Source organism: Ruegeria sp. CRTD044 (genome assembly GCF_059613485.1).
On sequence record NZ_JBXWSP010000004.1, the window covers coordinates 210,658 to 226,330 of the forward strand.

The following is a 15,673-nucleotide window of genomic DNA, read 5'->3' on the forward strand; positions in this document are numbered from 1 at the left end:
CGGTCAGTCAAACATCGCCGGGCTGGGTGACTTGGCGTTCGCTTGAAACGCATCGTGGATGTCTTTTTCCAGATTGCGTGTCAGGGACAGGTCCGGCAACGCATCCGGGGCGAAAAACACCGCTTCACTGGTTTCGGTGCCCGGGGTCGGGGTGGCGGCATCCAGAGAGCTACACAGGAAGAACAGTTTGTAGAAGTCCCGTGGATCTGCCGGGTAGGGATGCTGTGCCTTGTGGCGTACGGAATAGAGTGTCTGCGCCGTGACACGCAGACCGGCTTCCTCCAAGACTTCGCGTTCGATGTTCTCCGCCGGAGAGCTGCCGATATCGGCAAAACCGCCAGGCATCGCCCACAACCCGTCGCTGCGTTCCCGTACCAGCAGGATACCGCCGTTGCGAATTACGGCGGCGCGGATGTCGATGCTGGGTGTTGCGTATCCGCCCGTATGGGCAGGCATCGTCATTTCGATCTGTGACAAAGGCACCCGACCCAGATCGGACAGCATCGCGCGGGCCATTCCGACGATCTCGTCATAGCGTTCGCGGTCGAACGGATCGGTGGTGAAATGCTGGCCGGTTTCGGCCAGCGCCAAAAGCCGTTTGGCCCGGGCCAGCCAGGTATCCTCCATCGCTGTCGGATCCTGGCGCATGGGCCTCAGCGACGCCGGTCGCGGCGCGAGCTCATGGGTTGGAAGGCGACGCCCACATGCGCCTCGCAATAGGGTTTGCCCGGCTCGGCCGGCAGACCGCAGAACCAGAAATCATCCGTGGCCGGATCGCCCACGGGCCATTTGCAGGTCTTCTCGGTCAGTTCCATCAGGGTCAGCTTCTTGGCCTTCTTCTCGACCTCGTTGACCTTGGCCAGCGCCTCGGGGCTAATCTCATTGGCCGAAGGCTGCGGCGGCAGCGGCTGGCCAGCCGGAATGATCTGGCGGCGCGGCGGCGTGGCCGGCTTTGCCTCGGCGGCCGGTGCGGCTGCTGCAGGGCGGGCCGGTTCTGTCTTGGGGGCGGGTTTGGGCTTGGCCTCGGCCTTGGGTGCGGGGGCCGGTTTTTCCTTGGGCTCGGCCTTGGCCGGAGCGGCGCCGGTGGTCCGGTTCGACAGGCCCAGGCGATGGACCTTGCCGATCACCGCATTGCGGGTGACCCCGCCCAGTTCCTTGGCGATCTGGCTGGCCGACTGGCCTTCGCCCCACATTTTCTTGAGCAGTTCTACGCGCTCGTCTGTCCAGGACATGGGTAGCCTTTCAAAAGCGGGAAAGCGGCCTCGGTCACGGGCCGCCTTCGGAATTCGTCTCAGCGCCCTATTCTAATCACTGCGGGCCGAGTTACAAGCGGTCATCGAATCAGATTGGGGGCAGGAATGCAGAATCTCGCGGATCAGGACATGCGCCGTTTCGGAGCGGTCAACTGGATGGGGCTGTGGACACTGGCCCAGCGCGAAACCCTGCGCTTTCTGGCGGTCTGGACGCAGACCCTGCTGGCGCCTCTGGTTACGGCGGGCCTGTTCCTGCTGATCTTCAACATCGCCGTCGGCCCAGGGCGACCGGATGTGATGGGCGTGCCCTTCCTGACATTCCTGGCGCCCGGGATCATGATGATGACGGTGATTCAGAACGCCTTTGCCAACACTTCGTCCTCGATGGTGATCTCGAAAGTGCAGGGCAACATCGTGGACACGCTGATGCCGCCGTTGTCCCCACTCGAGATCTTGCTGGGCTATCTGGCGGGCGGCATCGCACGGGGTGTGCTGATCGCGTTGATGCTGGCCGCTGCGCTGGCGCTTGGCTTGGGGCTGATGCCGCAGCATCCCGTGCTGGCCTTGGTTTTTGTCATTCTTGGGGGTGCGTTCATGGGCGCGCTGGGCCTGCTGGCAGGGGTTTTTGCCAACAAGTTCGATCAGATGGCCGCAATCACCAACTTCATCGTTACCCCGCTGGCGTTTCTGTCCGGCACCTTCTACTCGGTCGACGCGTTGCCGCCGTTGCTGAACAGGATCAGTCACGTGAACCCCGTTTTCTACCTGATCGACGGATTGCGATACGGCATGATCGGTGTGTCGGACAGCAACCCGATGTTGGGGATGGCCGTCTGTTTGCTGTCGACCCTGCTGATCTGCGCCGTCATCTGGCAAATGCTGCGGACCGGTTACCGTCTGAAGGCCTAGGCTGCTTCGGACAACGAACCGGGCTGCAGCGGTACGCGAGGGCGTCCCAGCCGCGGGTGCAGTCGTGCGGCCACGGACCAGGCTCCCAGCATTGCAAGCCCACCTGCCGCAAAAACACCAGCCACCGGTGTCGCCAGCAACACCAAGGCGGCAACGCCCGGTGTCAGAATTCCCGAAACATCGCGATAGCTGGAATAGATTGCAGACATCTCTGTCCGCTCGGACGGCTTCACCGCCATCAGGAATGGCAGACCGGCACAAATGTCCAGCACGATCAACCAGATTGACCCCATGACCAGTGCGACGACCGATGCCACCGGCCAGCCCGAGAGAAATGCAGCCAACAGAAAACATGTGGCGCAGGCGGCAAAGCCTGTTCGCACGGCGCTGCGCAGTGACCGGTTCTGGACCCAGCGCAGAATCAGGGGGGCAGCAAACAGCATGGCGTTCGTGGCGGACAAAAGCGTGCCGCCCAATTGCTCACCCAACCCGTTTTCGATGGCGAAAATCGGAAGGTAGACCACATAGATCCACCAGCCACAGGACCGGATCATGGCAAACAGATACCCGGCCACCAGCCGCGGTTGGGCAAAGAACCGTCGCAGAAATGACAGCGGATTCTTCGTCGCACCTCTGGCCTTGGTAATCAGTTTGCCGTTGCCCAGACGCATGGCCCAGAACATGATCAGCATCCCAGTGGCGGCGGCCGCGCTGATGACGAAAGGGGCAGGGGCCCATAATTCCATCAGCATCACGCCTGCCATCGGCCCCGCTGTCCAACCCAGCGCGCTGTAGAACATCCGGCTCGTTTCGCAGCGGCCGAGCTCGATCTTGCTGATGTAGTCCAAAACGTAGGCGTTGAAGCAGATGAAAGTCACCACCGCGGCCACGGTGTTCAGCGCAAGTGCGCCGATCACGGCCTTGGGGCTGCCGTCGATGGCCAGCAGAGCGCCGGTGATGAACATAACGCAGCCAGCGGTGTAAGCCCATCGCCGCGGGACATATCGGATCAGGAACGGCACCATCAGTCCGGCCAATAACGAAACGAGGCCGACCAGAAAGTAAACGAGCGAGACGGACCCGGCGTCGCCCATGGCGCGGTACATCACCAAGGGGAATACGGAAATCAGGATGCCGCGAACGACAGCCTCGAACCCGGCTAGTACTCCGAACTTGCGAACGGAGGGCGCGGGCGCATGACGGACCCATTCCGGGATTCGGCGTTCGTGCATCGGGCAATCTCTCTAACCAACCGCGTTCAGGGTGCGTCATGCGGTGTCGGTTTCATGAGAGTTTGCGACATCGGGGTCGCCTGCGGACAAGGCCGTAGAAAAAAATCCTAGCGGCGTCTGGCCCGGGCCTCGCGCCAGACAAGGATCAGCGCTCCGGTCAGAATGACCCCTGAGCCCAGCAGACTGACCCAATCCGGAACGACCCGGAACACCCCATAGTCATAAAGCGCTGCGAATATCAGCGTTGCATAGCTGATTGGCGCTACGAACGAGGCATCTGCCCGGGCCATTCCATTGACGAAGCAGGCCTGCGCGCAAGCCATCAGAAAACCAATGCCGGCCAAAGCCGCCCACTGAGCGGGCGATGGTGGCTGCCAGACGGTTGCGACCGCAATGCTGGCAATCGTCAAGCCCATGGCATTGTTGATGAGCAGGATCTGGATGGGGCTCTCGCGGCCGGACAGCTTTTTGATGAAGATCAGTTCCATCCCGATCACCGCCGCCGCCGCCAAGGCCAGCAGGGCCGCAGGTTGAAAGCTGTCGGGTGTGGGACGCAGCAGGATGATCGCCCCAGTCAAAGCGACCGCCGCAGCGAGCCAGCGCCAAGGCCCCACGGTCTCTTTCAGCAGAGGAATGGCCAGAACCATCGCGAAAACAGGGTTCAGAAACGATATCGCCGTGGCATCGGCTATTGGGATATAGGCGACCGACGCGAACATCAGAGTAATGCCAGTCCACCCGAAACTGGTGCGTCCGATATGCAGACCCCAATGCGGATGCCGGAGTTGGGGACGCAGAACGCCAACCGCTGCCACGATGACCACAAATGCGAACAGGAACCGGCCATGGCTGATCTGCATCGGGTGCAGGGGCGGGCCCAGTGTCTCGGTGCCCAGAGCTTTGGCCAGCAATGTCGTGCCCGCGATGAAAGCGCTGGCGCAGAAGATAAGCACGGCTGCCAGGGCAGGGTTGTGGGCTTGTGGTGAGAACATGGGCCATCGGTGCGCCAGCGTAAGAGAAATGACAAGCCCGAATTGCAAGGGGTCCGACCCGCGCCCGCAAAAAATCCATGGGCGGACGCATTTTGCCTTTCCACACTGGGCTTGCCCCGCTATACGGGCGCCCATGATCAAACTCGTGCATATCCTGCCGCTCCGACGTCGACGCATCATTGCGTAACCGGCCCGTTTGATCCTGTGCGCGCGAACCAAATCCGCGCATCTCTCACCAAATCTGTTGACGAACCCTGTCTCAGTGTTTCAGTCACTGGGTTCAAGTTTTCCAAAAAGGATGATCCGATGATCCCGTCCGTTCTGCCGACCTACAATCGTGCTCCGCTGACCTTCGTGAAGGGCGAGGGCGCCTGGCTGACCGAGGCGGACGGCCGACGTTTCCTTGATCTGGGCGCGGGTATCGCGGTGAATGCGCTGGGCCATGCACACCCGGCACTGGTCGGCGCCTTGACCGAACAGGCGCACGCGCTGTGGCATGTTTCGAACCTGTACCATATTCCGCAGCAGCAGGCGCTGGCCGACAAGCTGGTGGATCTGACCTTTGCCGACACGGTGTTCTTCACCAATTCCGGAACCGAGTCCTGCGAATTGGCGGTCAAGATGGCCCGCAAATACTTCTACGATCAGGGGCAACCCGAGCGGGTAGAGATCATCACGTTTGATGGGTCATTCCACGGGCGCTCATCGGCGGGCATCGCCGCTGCCGGGTCCGAGAAGATGACCAAGGGGTTCGGCCCGCTTCTACCCGGGTTCGTGCATGTCGCATTCGGCGATCTGGACGGTGTGACCAACGCGATCAGCGACAAGACCGCCGCGATCATGATCGAGCCGATCCAAGGCGAGGGCGGCATCCGCCCCGTCCCCGATGTCGAGCTCAAGGCTCTGCGCCAGATCTGCGACGACAACGGGCTGCTGCTGATCCTCGACGAGGTGCAGTGCGGCGTCGGCCGGACCGGGAAACTCTTCGCCCACGAATGGGCGGGCATTACGCCCGACATCATGATGGTGGCCAAGGGCATCGGCGGGGGCTTTCCTCTGGGTGCGGTGCTGGCCACCGAAGCGGCCGCCAGCGGCATGACCGCGGGCACCCATGGGTCGACCTATGGCGGCAACCCGCTGGGCTGCGCAGTGGGCTGCGCGGTCCTGGACCATGTGGCAACCCCGGCCTTCCTGGACGGCGTCAACCGCAAGGCGGGACTGCTGCGCCAAAAGCTCGAGGGCCTAGTCGCCGATCACCCCGACGTTTTCGAAGAGGTCCGCGGATCTGGCCTGATGCTGGGCCTGAAATGCAAGGCGCCCAACGCCGACGTGGTCGCGGCCGGTTATGACAACGAAGTCATCACAGTGCCCGCGGCCGACAACGTGATTCGCCTGCTGCCGCCGCTGACCCTGACCGAGGATGACATCGCCCAGGCCCAGATCCGTCTCGAGAAAGCCGCCCAGCAGGTTCAAGGCCAACTCGCCTCGGCCTGACGCCCCCTATTCCCGAATGCGCCGGAGGCTCTCCGGCAACCGACAGTGAAAAAAGTGAACCGACATGAACCATTTCCTTGATATCCACAAAACCGACGCCGCCGCGCTGCGGTCGATGATCGACCAGGCCGGCGCTATGAAGCAGGCCCGGTTGGGCCGTCCCAAGGCCGCACCCGACGATGAACAGCCGCTGGCCGGCCGCATGGTTGCGCTGATCTTCGAAAAACCCTCGACCCGGACCCGCGTTTCGTTCGATGTGGGCGTGCGCCAGATGGGCGGTCAGACCATGGTGCTGTCGGGCAAGGACATGCAGCTGGGCCATGGCGAAACCATCGCTGACACCGCCCGCGTGCTGTCGCGCTATGTCGACATGATCATGATCCGCACATTCGACGAAACCATCCTGACCGAGATGGCCGAATACTCGGACGTGCCGGTGATCAACGGCCTGACCGACCGCACCCATCCCTGCCAGATAATGGCCGACGTGCTGACCTACGAGGAACACCGCGGCCCCATCGCCGGAAAAAAGGTGGTCTGGACGGGTGACGGCAACAATGTCTGCGCCTCGTTCCTGCATGCGGCGGGTCAGTTCGGTTTTGACCTGACCTTTACCGGCCCCGCCCAGTTCGACCCCGAGGAAGAGTTCATGGGCTTCGCCCGCCAGAAGGGCTCGAAGATCGTGGTCGAACGCGACCCGTACAAGGCCGTCGACGGCGCTGATCTGGTTGTGGCCGACACCTGGGTTTCGATGCACGATTCCCAATCCGCGAAAGAGCGTCGGCACAACCTGCTGCGGCCCTATCAGGTCAACGCCGAACTGATGGCCCATGCCAAGCCCGACGCCCTGTTCATGCACTGCCTGCCCGCCCACCGCGAGGAGGAAGCGACCTCCGAAGTTATGGACGGGCCGAACTCGGTGATCTTTGACGAGGCCGAAAACCGCCTGCACGCACAGAAGGCGGTGATGCGTTGGTGTTTAGGGGTCTGACGCCCCCTCAGAAATTCAATGGGAGCCTCTGGTTCTCTTTCATTCTTGGAGGCTCCCATGCCGCACGTCGTTCTGGAATTTTCCGCCGGGCTTGAGCAATCGCACGATTTTCAAGCCATATGCGAAGAACTCTATACGGTCCTCGACGTGCATGAGGAATTTGACGCACCAACGCTGAAAATCCGCGCGATGTCGATCCCGTATTCCTTCATCGGGACCGAGCCGCAGACCTTCATCCATGCCTCACTGTTGCTGATGCAGGGACGGGATGAACGGACGCGAGCCGAGCTGAACGCGATCATTCTGGATGTTCTGGCCGCCGCTGCGCCGGCGGTCGGCAGCATCACCGTGCGGGATGTAGAGATGAACCGCGCCACTTATGCCAAGCGCCTGGCGACCTGACGTGCGCCCGTCGCCTAGCCCCGCGGTTTCACGTCCCAGACCTGCAATCTGATCAAGGCCCCGACGCAGGCGAACAATACAAGCCCACACAATGCGGCCTTGGTGACGGTTTCCATTGCGCCCTCGATCAGCAGGGCATGTACGACGGTGCCCAGAATGGTCACCAGCGCAAGACTGGCATGGGCCAAACGCCAAAGGCGGAACCGCCAAACCAGCCGGCTGCGCAGTGCGGCCAGTGCCACGGCGGCGAACGCTGCCCACATGGCCACCACGCCCCAGGCAGAAAAGGGGGTAGGGGACCGGAACAGCAGGGCATCCACCACATCCGGGGGGCTGGTGATCCACAGTCCGCCCACATGTAGGACAATCATGGCTGTCAGGGTGATCCCGACCCAGCGGTGCACTATACGGTTGTTCATCGCGGTCAGTCCCGGCAACACGCGCGCAGCCAGCAGCGGCTGTATCAGCAGCAATCCCAACCCGATGATCCCGGCGAAGCCTGCAGCGATATAGATCGGGCTGCGCCAGGCCAGATACGGGCTGAACCCCGCCACCACCACGGGCACCGCGATGGCCGCGATCAGCGCCAGCCAGACCGCAAGGACGCCCGGGCGCGGCACGTGGTTCAGACCGGTTGCAGAACGAAATGCGCGGCGAGGGTCTTGTCGCGCGCACTGGACATGATCGGCCGCAGGAAAACGGTCTCGAATTCGCCGCTGTCATAGGCCAGATGTCCGTGCGGCTGACCAAAGGCCGGCACGATCTGCGGCATCTCCAGCCGGAATTCTCCGTTCGCATCGGTCAGGGTGGCACCGTGGCTTTGCGGGTCGCGCTCGTGGCCTTCGGTTGTGTGCGCCCAGACCTGGATGCGCTGACCGGGCAGGGGCGCGCCGTCGCCGGCCCGCCGTACTGTGCCGGTCATCCAGAAGCCGCCGCCGCCGATCCGGTCGACGATCGGCGCGCCCGGGCGGTAGTTGTTCGATCCGCCGCGCATCGACGGGGTCGGCGCCAACCCACTGGCCCGCGCGGGCAGGATCAGCCCGCTGCCGGCCGTGGCCACCAGCGCGGTGCCGGTCACCAAAAGGGTTCTTCGGTTCAGTGAATCTCCGGGCATCGAAACCTCTCCTGTGCTGACCCGGCAGCTGTTCCAACCGCCACTGTGGAAGAATAGCACGATCGCGGTTCATTCCGAGCGTTCCGGGCAAAATCCGGCCGACCTGCGGACAAAAGCGCGTGAAACGTACCGGGGCCGCAAAAGTCTTTGACGCCTGCGCCATTCGGGTGCGATCCTTTTCCCTGCGTCACCAAGGGGGGAGCCGATGACAGATGCCAGCCTGCTGACCAAGGATGAAATCTCCGCCTTCCGCCGCGATGGTGCGGTGGTGCTGCGCCAGAAATTCAGCGCCGACTGGCTCGAGTTGCTGCGCGCGGGCATCGACGCCGATCTGCGGGCCCCGACCGAGAACTTCACCCGCCACACCAAGGACCCGGACGCGCCGGCCTATCTCGAGGACTACTGGGCCTGGAGCAAGATCCCCCAGTTCGAGGAATTCGTTCGCAACTCGCCCTGTGCGCCAATCGCTTCCGAATTGCTGGGCGCCGCGTCGATCAATCTGGTGATGGACAACTGGTTCCTGCGCGAGGCCGGATCGACCTCGCGCCCGCCATTCCATCAGGACCTGTCCTATTTCGATTTCGAAGGCTCGATGTGCGTGCTGTGGCTACCGCTTGAACCGGTCAGCAAGGACAACGGGATCGCCTTCGTGCGCGGCTCGCACCTGTGGGACAAGCTGTTCATGCGGGTGCGGTTCGCCGACGGGCACCCCAGCTATGAACCCACGCAGGTTGCAGGCCGCACCTATCACCCGCCACCGGACGTGAATGCCGACCCCGGCACCTATGACCTGCTGCAATGGGATATGGATCTGGGCGACTGCATCTATTTCGACATGCGCACGCTGCACGGGGGGCTGTCCTCGGTCACGCCCACGGAAACCGTGCGCCGCTTCACCCTGCGCATGACCGGGCCGGACGGGGTGATCCGGTATCGCGGCGATTGGGCCAAGGAGGAACGGGCGCAATTCGGGGCCGCCGGCTATGCCGAGGGCGACCGGATCGCCGGCCCGTTTTTCCCGCAGCTCTGGCCCCGTGCACAGGGCTGATCCGGGCCGCAGCCTTTCTGTGCGCAGATGCACTTTGTCCGCCGGTATTTTGCGCTAGATTGACAGGAGTGAACATCCCGCCGCACCGGATTGGAGGCCGACATGAGCTGGAACCCCACCCACAGCCCCGAATGCGTCACCGAAGGTGCGGCGCTGGAAACCCTGATCATCCCGCGCGCCCGCGATCTGGGCGGGTTCGAGGTGCGGCGCGCGCTGCCCTCGGTCAAGCGCCAGTTGGTGGGGCCCTTCATCTTCTTCGACCAGATGGGACCGGCCGAGTTCATCACCGATGGCGGCATCGACGTACGCCCGCATCCGCATATCGGGCTGGGCACGGTCACCTACCTGTACCAAGGCGAATTTGAACATCGCGACAGCCTCGGCACCCATCAGATGATCTATCCCGGTGAGGTCAACTGGATGGTCGCGGGCCGCGGCGTTACCCATTCCGAACGCACCAGCGCCGAAACCCGCGCCAAGCGGCACAGCCTGTTCGGTATCCAGACCTGGATTGCGCTGCCCGAAGCGCACGAAGACATGGCCCCCGATTTCGAACATCACAAGCAGACCGCACTGCCGCATATTCAGGATGCCGGTGTCAGCGCCCGGCTGATCCTCGGCTCGGCCTATGGGGAAACCAGTCCGGTCACGATGCTGTCGGAAACCTTCTATCTGGACGTGCAACTGGACCCCGGCACCGCCTTCCCGTTGCCCGACGATCACGAGGATCGGGGCGTCTACGTCACTCAGGGCTCGGTCGAGATCGCAGGTGACCGGTTTGAGGAAGGCCGCATGATGGTCTTCCGCCCGGGTGACCGCCTGTCGGTGACCGCCGGGCCGGCGGGTGCGCGGCTGATGCTGCTGGGCGGGGCCACCATGAATGAGGATCGGTATATCTGGTGGAACTTCGTCTCGTCTTCGAAGGACAAGATCGAAACCGCGATCCGCGAATGGAAATCCGCCGATTGGGCCAACGGCGCCTTCCACCTGCCGCCGGGGGACGAGGACGAGTTCATTCCGATCACCCCGGAGCTGGAACGCACCAAGCCCCGGCGCGCGCGCTGAACGCGACGTCAGCGCCCGCCCGGCTTGCCCACCCGCGCGATCCCGGCGATCCTTGGTGGCAAACGGGAAGGGGACGGCATGAAACTCGTGATCGCTGGCGCGGGCAGCATCGGATGCTATTGTGGGGGGGTACTGGCCGATGCCGGTCACGAGGTCACGCTGCTGGGCCGGGCGCGGGTGCTGGACCCGATGCGGCAGAACGTGCTGACCGTCACCGACTATTCCGGCATGCGCAAAACGATCCCCGCCGACCGTCTGACCCTGTCTGAAGATCCTGCCTGCCTGTCCAACGCCGATCTGGTCCTGGTCGCGGTGAAAACCGGCGCCACCGCCGAGATGGCCCGCCTGATCGCCGCGCACGCCCCGGCCGCGGCCCCGGTCATTTCGTGGCAGAACGGAATGGAAAACGCCCGCACTCTGCGTACCGCGCTGCCCGGGCGGGACGTGCGCGCCGGGATGGTGCCGTTCAACGTGGTGCCTGCCGGTCCGGCCACCTGGCATCGCGCGACATCCGGCGACATCGTGATCCAGTCCGGACCCGGCGCGCTGGCCCGCCGCCTGTCCTTGCCCGATCTGCCCGTCACCGAAACCGACGGGATCGAGGCGGTGCAATGGGGCAAGCTGGTCATCAACCTCAACAATGCGCTGAACGCGCTGTCGGGCCTGACCCTGCGCGACCAGCTTTTGAACCGCGACTGGCGCCGTCTGATGGCCGATCAGATGGCCGAGGCGCTGGCGGTTCTGGCCGCCTCCGGACGCCCCGTGGCCTCGACCACGCCGCTGCCGGCCTGGATGACGCCGCATATCCTGCGCCTGCCCACGCCGCTGTTTTCGCGCATCGCGGCGCGGATGCTGACGATTGACCCCGCCGCGCGGACCTCGATGGCCTATGATCTGGATGCCGGCCGCCCGACCGAAATCGACAGCCTGCAGGGCGAGATCATCCGTCTGGGCCGCGAAACCGGCACACCGACCCCTATCTGCGACCGGGTGGCAGCGCTGATCACGCAGGGCGAGACGGGTCCGCTGTCTCCTGATCAGATCCGCGCAGGGCTGCACGGTCCCGGCGGTTAGATCCGCAACAGCAGCTTTTTCAGCTCTGGTTCGTGGACGCGTTCAGACGCCTCTTGCGGCGAGACCCACTCGCGGGTGCGTTCGTGAATTTCGGGAAACTCATCGGCCAGGTCGGTCACCCGCAGCCGATAGACCGTGGTGCAGACCGGATCGATCGCGCCGCTTTTGCGGACCTTGCCGTAGCAGTAGCTGCCGACCGGCTCTGGATCGACCTCGGCTTTGCGCACGCCGGCCTCTTCCCAAGCCTCCTGCGCTGCCGCCTCGGCCCCGTTCAGCCCGTCAATCGGCCAGCCCTTGGGGATGATCCACCGCCCGGTGTCACGGCTGGTAACCAGCAGCACCTGCGTATCGGGGCCATCGCCACGGGTACACAGAGCCGCGAACTGCACGAGGCGCGGACGCTGAAATAGGGGTTTCAGAACCCCCTCCCAGAATTTGTGCAGCCATGTCATTGCGGGTGCCTGCCGTTTTTTGTTGTTCTGCCTTCCAGACGGCGAGAGATATCAATCTGACAGACGGTATTCAAGCACCCCTGCGTTTGGCCCGCAGGGTCGGGTCGGCCTGGGTCGGGTCCTCGGGCCAGGGGTGCTTGGGATATTGCGCGCGCATGTCCTTGCGCACATCGGCATAGGACCCGGCCCAGAACCCCGGCAGGTCGCGGGTGATCTGGATCGGGCGTTGCGCGGGGGACAGAAGGGTGATCTTCAGCGGCTCGCCGCCCACCATCGGGTGCCGCGTGACCCCGAACATCTCCTGAAGGCGAACGGCGATTTCGGGCACCGCCTTGCCATAGTCGATCGGGACTTTGCGCCCCAGCGGCGTGACGAAGGCCGGGGGCGCGCGGCGGTCCAGTTCCTGCATCTGGTCCCAACTCAGCCGCGCCTGAAGGGCGGGCAGCAGGTCGAACCGCTTCCAATCCTCGGCACTGCGCACGCCCGTCAGCATCGGCAGCAGCCAATCCTCAAGCGTGTCCATCAGCCCGCTGTCCGAGAAATCAGGCAGGTCGACGCCCGCCGCCCGCACCAGCTCGACCCGCGCTGCCAGTCGCGCCGCTTTGCCCTCCAGCCGCAAGCCCAGATCGCGCACGCCGTCCAGCATCGCGCGGGCCACGGACTCGTCGGGCACGTCCTTCCAGATGCGGTCATCCAGCACCAGCGCACCGAACCGTTCCTGCCGCCGGGCCACCACCCGGCGGTCCCGTTTCGACCAGGCGCAGGTCTCAACCCATTCGATCTGGTCGGCGAACAGCGCGCGGATCTCGGCCTCGGTGATCTGCGCGGCCATGCGCAGCCGGGCCTCGCGCGGGTTGCCGTAAGTATCGATGGCCACCAGATACGGCGCCGCGGCCAGCGGATCGCCGGGGTCCATCACCACACCCTTGCCGCCCGACAGCACATAGCGCGGCGCGTCGCCCTTGCGCCGCTGGCCGACCCGGTCGGGATAGGCCAGCGCGGCCATCGCCGCCGGGCTCAGCGGGTCGCCTTCGGTCTTGATCTGGCCGCGCAGCCGTTTCGCCTCAGACCGGATTCGGTCCAGAACACCGGGATTAGCGGGCCAGACCCGGTTGCGCTGATAAGTGCGCGGATCGCGCAGCGCCTCGAGCCGCAGCGACAGGTCAACCGGCGCGCCCTTCAGCGGGTCGCGCTCGGCCATCAGCGCGGCAAGCGGGGCGGCCTGCGCGCCTGCCGTGACCAGCATGTGCCCCAGCCGCGGATGCAGCGGCAGACCAGCCAGTGTGCAGCCATGTTCGGTGATCCGGCCCTTGCCGTCCAGCGCGCCCAGCATCCGCAGCAGCGCGCGCGCCTCGGCCAGCGCCCCCTCGGGCGGCGGTGTCAGAAAGGCCAGATCCTGTGGCTCGGCCCCCCACAGGGCCAGTTCCAGCGCAAGTCCGGTCAGGTCGGCGGCCTCGATCTCGGCGGGTGGAAAGGCGGGTAGGGCGCCTTCCTCACCCTTCGACCACAGGCGATAGCATAGCCCTTCGGCCACGCGGCCCGCGCGGCCCGCGCGCTGGGTCGCCTCGGCGCGGGTGACGCGCTCGGTCACCAGCCGCGACATGCCCGAGCCCGGATCGAACCGCGCGCGGCGGGCCTGACCCATGTCCACCACCACCCGGATGTCCGGAATGGTCAGCGAGGTCTCGGCGATCGAGGTGGCCAGCACCACCTTGCGCCCGGCCTCGGCCGGCGCAAGGGCGGCGCGCTGGGCGGCGAAGGGCAGGGCGCCGAACAGCGGCCGGATCGCGCAATCGCCGGGCAGCCGGCCGGCCAGCGCGGCCTCGGCCCGGCGGATCTCGCCCTCGCCCGGCAGGAACACCAGAATGCCGCCGCCGGTGGCGCGGGTCTCGCGCTCGGCCTGAACCACCAGGTCGACCAACGCGTCCAGCCGCCGCGCCTGCGGGCCCAGCGGGCGGTCCAGCCAGCGGGTCTGAACCGGAAAACTGCGCCCCTCGGATGTCACCAGCGGCGCGTCCATCAACCGGGCCACCGGATTGGCATCCAGCGTGGCCGACATCGCCAGCAGGATCAGGTCGTCGCGCAGCGCACCGGCGACCTCAAGGCACAGGGCCAGCCCCAGATCGGCGTTCAAAGAGCGTTCGTGGAATTCGTCGAAGATCACCGCACCCACACCGGGCAGGTCGGGTTCGGATTGCAGCATCCGGGTCAGGATGCCTTCGGTCACCACCTCGATCTGGGTGGCTTTCGACACTTTCGCCTCGCCCCGCACGCGATAGCCGACGGTCTCGCCCGCACGTTCGCCCAGTGTCTCGGCCATGCGTTCGGCAGCGGCGCGGGCAGCCAGCCGCCGCGGTTCCAGCATCACGATCCGCCCGTCGCACAGGCCGGCGTCGCGCATAGCCAGCGGCACGCGCGTGGTCTTGCCGGCGCCGGGCGGAGCCTGCAGCACGGCGCGGCCGCGCGCGCGCAGCGCGGCGATCAGGTCGGGCAGGGCATCGTCGATCGGTAGACGGGTCATGCCGCCTTATCGCCAAAGCTCCGGCCAAGGTCCAGAACGCCTGCGTCAAATCCCGCGCGTAGCGGTACTGGACAAACCCGGCCCATCCCCGTCATCTAGGGCAGATTTCGACGAAGGACCCCGCCCATGACCACAGCCGAGCTTGCCGCCAGGATCCTCAAGGGCGACCGCCGGGCGTTGGCCCGCGCGATCACCCTTGTCGAAAGCACCCGCGCCGATCACCGCGCCCAGACGGCACAGCTGCTCGACGCGCTGTCAGGCGCCGGGCGGCAGGCTCTGCGCATCGGCCTGTCGGGAACGCCGGGGGTGGGCAAATCAACCTTCATCGAGAGTTTCGGCATGATGCTGATCGGGCAGGGGCTGCGGGTGGCGGTTCTTGCGGTCGATCCCAGCTCGGCCCGGTCGGGCGGCTCGATCCTGGGCGACAAGACCCGGATGGAACGCCTCAGCCGCGAGCCGAACGCCTTCATCCGCCCCTCGCCCAGCCAGAGCCATCTGGGCGGCGTCGCCCGCCGTACGCGCGAGGCCATCGCCCTGTGCGAGGCGGCCGAGTTCGACGTGGTTCTGATCGAAACGGTGGGCGTGGGCCAGTCGGAGACCGTGGTATCGGAAATGTCCGACCTGTTCCTGCTGCTGCTGGCGCCGGCCGGCGGCGACGAGCTGCAGGGCGTCAAGCGCGGCATCATGGAGATGGCCGACATGATCCTTGTGAACAAGGCCGACGGTGACCTGATAGCCACCGCCACCCGCACCTGCGCCGACTACGCCGGGGCGCTGCGCCTGCTGCGCAAACGCCCGCAGGACCCCGAGGGCTTTCCCAAGGCGATGACAGTCTCGGCGGTCGAGGAACACGGCCTGGACCAGGCCTGGGCCGAGATGCAGGCCCTGGCCGATTGGCGCAAAAAGAACGGCCATTGGGAGGCCAACCGCGCCGAACAGGCCCGCTACTGGTTCGACCAGGAGGTGCGCCACGCGCTGCTCGCCAAGCTGGAGACCCCGCTGGCCCGGTCCGAGATGGACCGGCTGGGCGCCGAGGTCGGGGCGGGGCGGCTTAGCCCCTCGGTGGCGGCCGAGCGGATGCTGAGGACTCTTGCATCCGGGTAACACCATTGCCCGCGCGGACAGG

Annotated in this window: 16 protein-coding genes; 8 read left to right on the top strand and 8 right to left on the bottom strand. The window is 65.2% G+C overall.

The features are described 5' to 3' along the window. Positions 1-3: 3 nt before the first annotated feature. Together AC2FNL_RS03905 and AC2FNL_RS03910 are read right to left on the bottom strand one after the other, a co-directional pair. A complete protein-coding gene (locus AC2FNL_RS03905) occupies positions 4-648 on the bottom strand; it encodes an NUDIX hydrolase (RefSeq protein WP_496832530.1) in 645 nt (214 codons plus the stop codon). A 5-nt stretch (positions 649-653) separates the two neighbouring features. After that, entirely contained in the window at positions 654-1,232 is a 579-nt protein-coding gene (locus tag AC2FNL_RS03910) for a GcrA family cell cycle regulator (protein WP_093962717.1), read from the bottom strand. A 126-nt stretch (positions 1,233-1,358) separates the two neighbouring features. Here AC2FNL_RS03910 and AC2FNL_RS03915 point away from each other — a divergent pair, with 126 nt between their 5' ends. Continuing rightward, a complete protein-coding gene (locus AC2FNL_RS03915) occupies positions 1,359-2,162 on the top strand; it encodes an ABC transporter permease (protein ID WP_170337564.1) in 804 nt (267 codons plus the stop codon). Here the strand turns inward: AC2FNL_RS03915 and AC2FNL_RS03920 are convergent. Continuing rightward, entirely contained in the window at positions 2,159-3,394 is a 1,236-nt protein-coding gene (locus AC2FNL_RS03920) for an MFS transporter (protein WP_496832533.1), read from the bottom strand. The two genes, AC2FNL_RS03915 and AC2FNL_RS03920, sit on opposite strands and share 4 nt — an antisense overlap. 107 nt (positions 3,395-3,501) lie before the next feature. Then, entirely contained in the window at positions 3,502-4,386 is an 885-nt protein-coding gene (locus AC2FNL_RS03925; RefSeq protein ID WP_496832535.1) for a DMT family transporter, read from the bottom strand. 306 nt (positions 4,387-4,692) lie between these two features. On the opposite strand from AC2FNL_RS03925, the gene AC2FNL_RS03930 reads away from it, so the two are divergent. The 3 genes from AC2FNL_RS03930 (at position 4,693) to AC2FNL_RS03940 (ending at position 7,273) form a co-directional block, all read left to right on the top strand. Next, on the top strand, positions 4,693-5,880 hold the full coding sequence (locus AC2FNL_RS03930; RefSeq protein WP_170587624.1) for an aspartate aminotransferase family protein: 1,188 nt from the start codon (positions 4,693-4,695) through the stop codon (positions 5,878-5,880). A 64-nt stretch (positions 5,881-5,944) separates the two neighbouring features. Continuing rightward, positions 5,945-6,871, top strand: coding sequence for an ornithine carbamoyltransferase (argF, locus tag AC2FNL_RS03935; protein ID WP_093963032.1), 927 nt, complete (start codon positions 5,945-5,947; stop codon positions 6,869-6,871). A 57-nt stretch (positions 6,872-6,928) separates the two neighbouring features. Beyond that, positions 6,929-7,273: a 5-carboxymethyl-2-hydroxymuconate Delta-isomerase gene (locus AC2FNL_RS03940; RefSeq protein WP_496832538.1), complete on the top strand. Its 345-nt coding sequence runs from the start codon at positions 6,929-6,931 to the stop codon at positions 7,271-7,273. A gap of 14 nt (positions 7,274-7,287) precedes the next feature. Here AC2FNL_RS03940 and AC2FNL_RS03945 read toward each other — a convergent pair whose 3' ends face one another. Together AC2FNL_RS03945 and AC2FNL_RS03950 are read right to left on the bottom strand one after the other, a co-directional pair. After that, entirely contained in the window at positions 7,288-7,893 is a 606-nt protein-coding gene (locus tag AC2FNL_RS03945; protein WP_496832540.1) for a ferric reductase-like transmembrane domain-containing protein, read from the bottom strand. A 5-nt stretch (positions 7,894-7,898) separates the two neighbouring features. Further along, positions 7,899-8,387 carry a twin-arginine translocation pathway signal gene (locus tag AC2FNL_RS03950; protein WP_496832542.1) on the bottom strand — a complete coding sequence of 163 codons (489 nt, stop codon included), beginning with the start codon at positions 8,385-8,387 and terminating at the stop codon, positions 7,899-7,901. A 205-nt stretch (positions 8,388-8,592) separates the two neighbouring features. On the opposite strand from AC2FNL_RS03950, the gene AC2FNL_RS03955 reads away from it, so the two are divergent. The 3 genes from AC2FNL_RS03955 (at position 8,593) to AC2FNL_RS03965 (ending at position 11,574) form a co-directional block, all read left to right on the top strand. Next, positions 8,593-9,435 (top strand): phytanoyl-CoA dioxygenase family protein, encoded by an 843-nt coding sequence (locus tag AC2FNL_RS03955; RefSeq protein ID WP_496832544.1) that lies wholly within the window; start codon positions 8,593-8,595, stop codon positions 9,433-9,435. 102 nt (positions 9,436-9,537) lie between these two features. Further along, on the top strand, positions 9,538-10,500 hold the full coding sequence (locus AC2FNL_RS03960; protein WP_496832546.1) for a pirin family protein: 963 nt from the start codon (positions 9,538-9,540) through the stop codon (positions 10,498-10,500). Positions 10,501-10,578: 78 nt separating this feature from the next. Then, the gene (locus tag AC2FNL_RS03965; protein ID WP_093962708.1) at positions 10,579-11,574 is read left to right on the top strand and encodes a 2-dehydropantoate 2-reductase; all 996 of its coding nucleotides are present in this window, start codon (positions 10,579-10,581) and stop codon (positions 11,572-11,574) included. Here the strand turns inward: AC2FNL_RS03965 and AC2FNL_RS03970 are convergent. Together AC2FNL_RS03970 and hrpB are read right to left on the bottom strand one after the other, a co-directional pair. After that, positions 11,571-12,026: an NUDIX hydrolase gene (locus AC2FNL_RS03970; protein WP_093962707.1), complete on the bottom strand. Its 456-nt coding sequence runs from the start codon at positions 12,024-12,026 to the stop codon at positions 11,571-11,573. The genes AC2FNL_RS03965 and AC2FNL_RS03970 overlap by 4 nt on opposite strands. A 70-nt stretch (positions 12,027-12,096) precedes the next feature. After that, positions 12,097-14,547, bottom strand: coding sequence for an ATP-dependent helicase HrpB (hrpB, locus tag AC2FNL_RS03975; protein ID WP_496832549.1), 2,451 nt, complete (start codon positions 14,545-14,547; stop codon positions 12,097-12,099). Between the two features lie 126 nt (positions 14,548-14,673). Between hrpB and meaB the strand changes: the two genes are divergently transcribed. Continuing rightward, entirely contained in the window at positions 14,674-15,651 is a 978-nt protein-coding gene (meaB, locus tag AC2FNL_RS03980; protein ID WP_496832551.1) for a methylmalonyl Co-A mutase-associated GTPase MeaB, read from the top strand. The last annotated feature ends 22 nt before the right edge of the window (positions 15,652-15,673 follow it).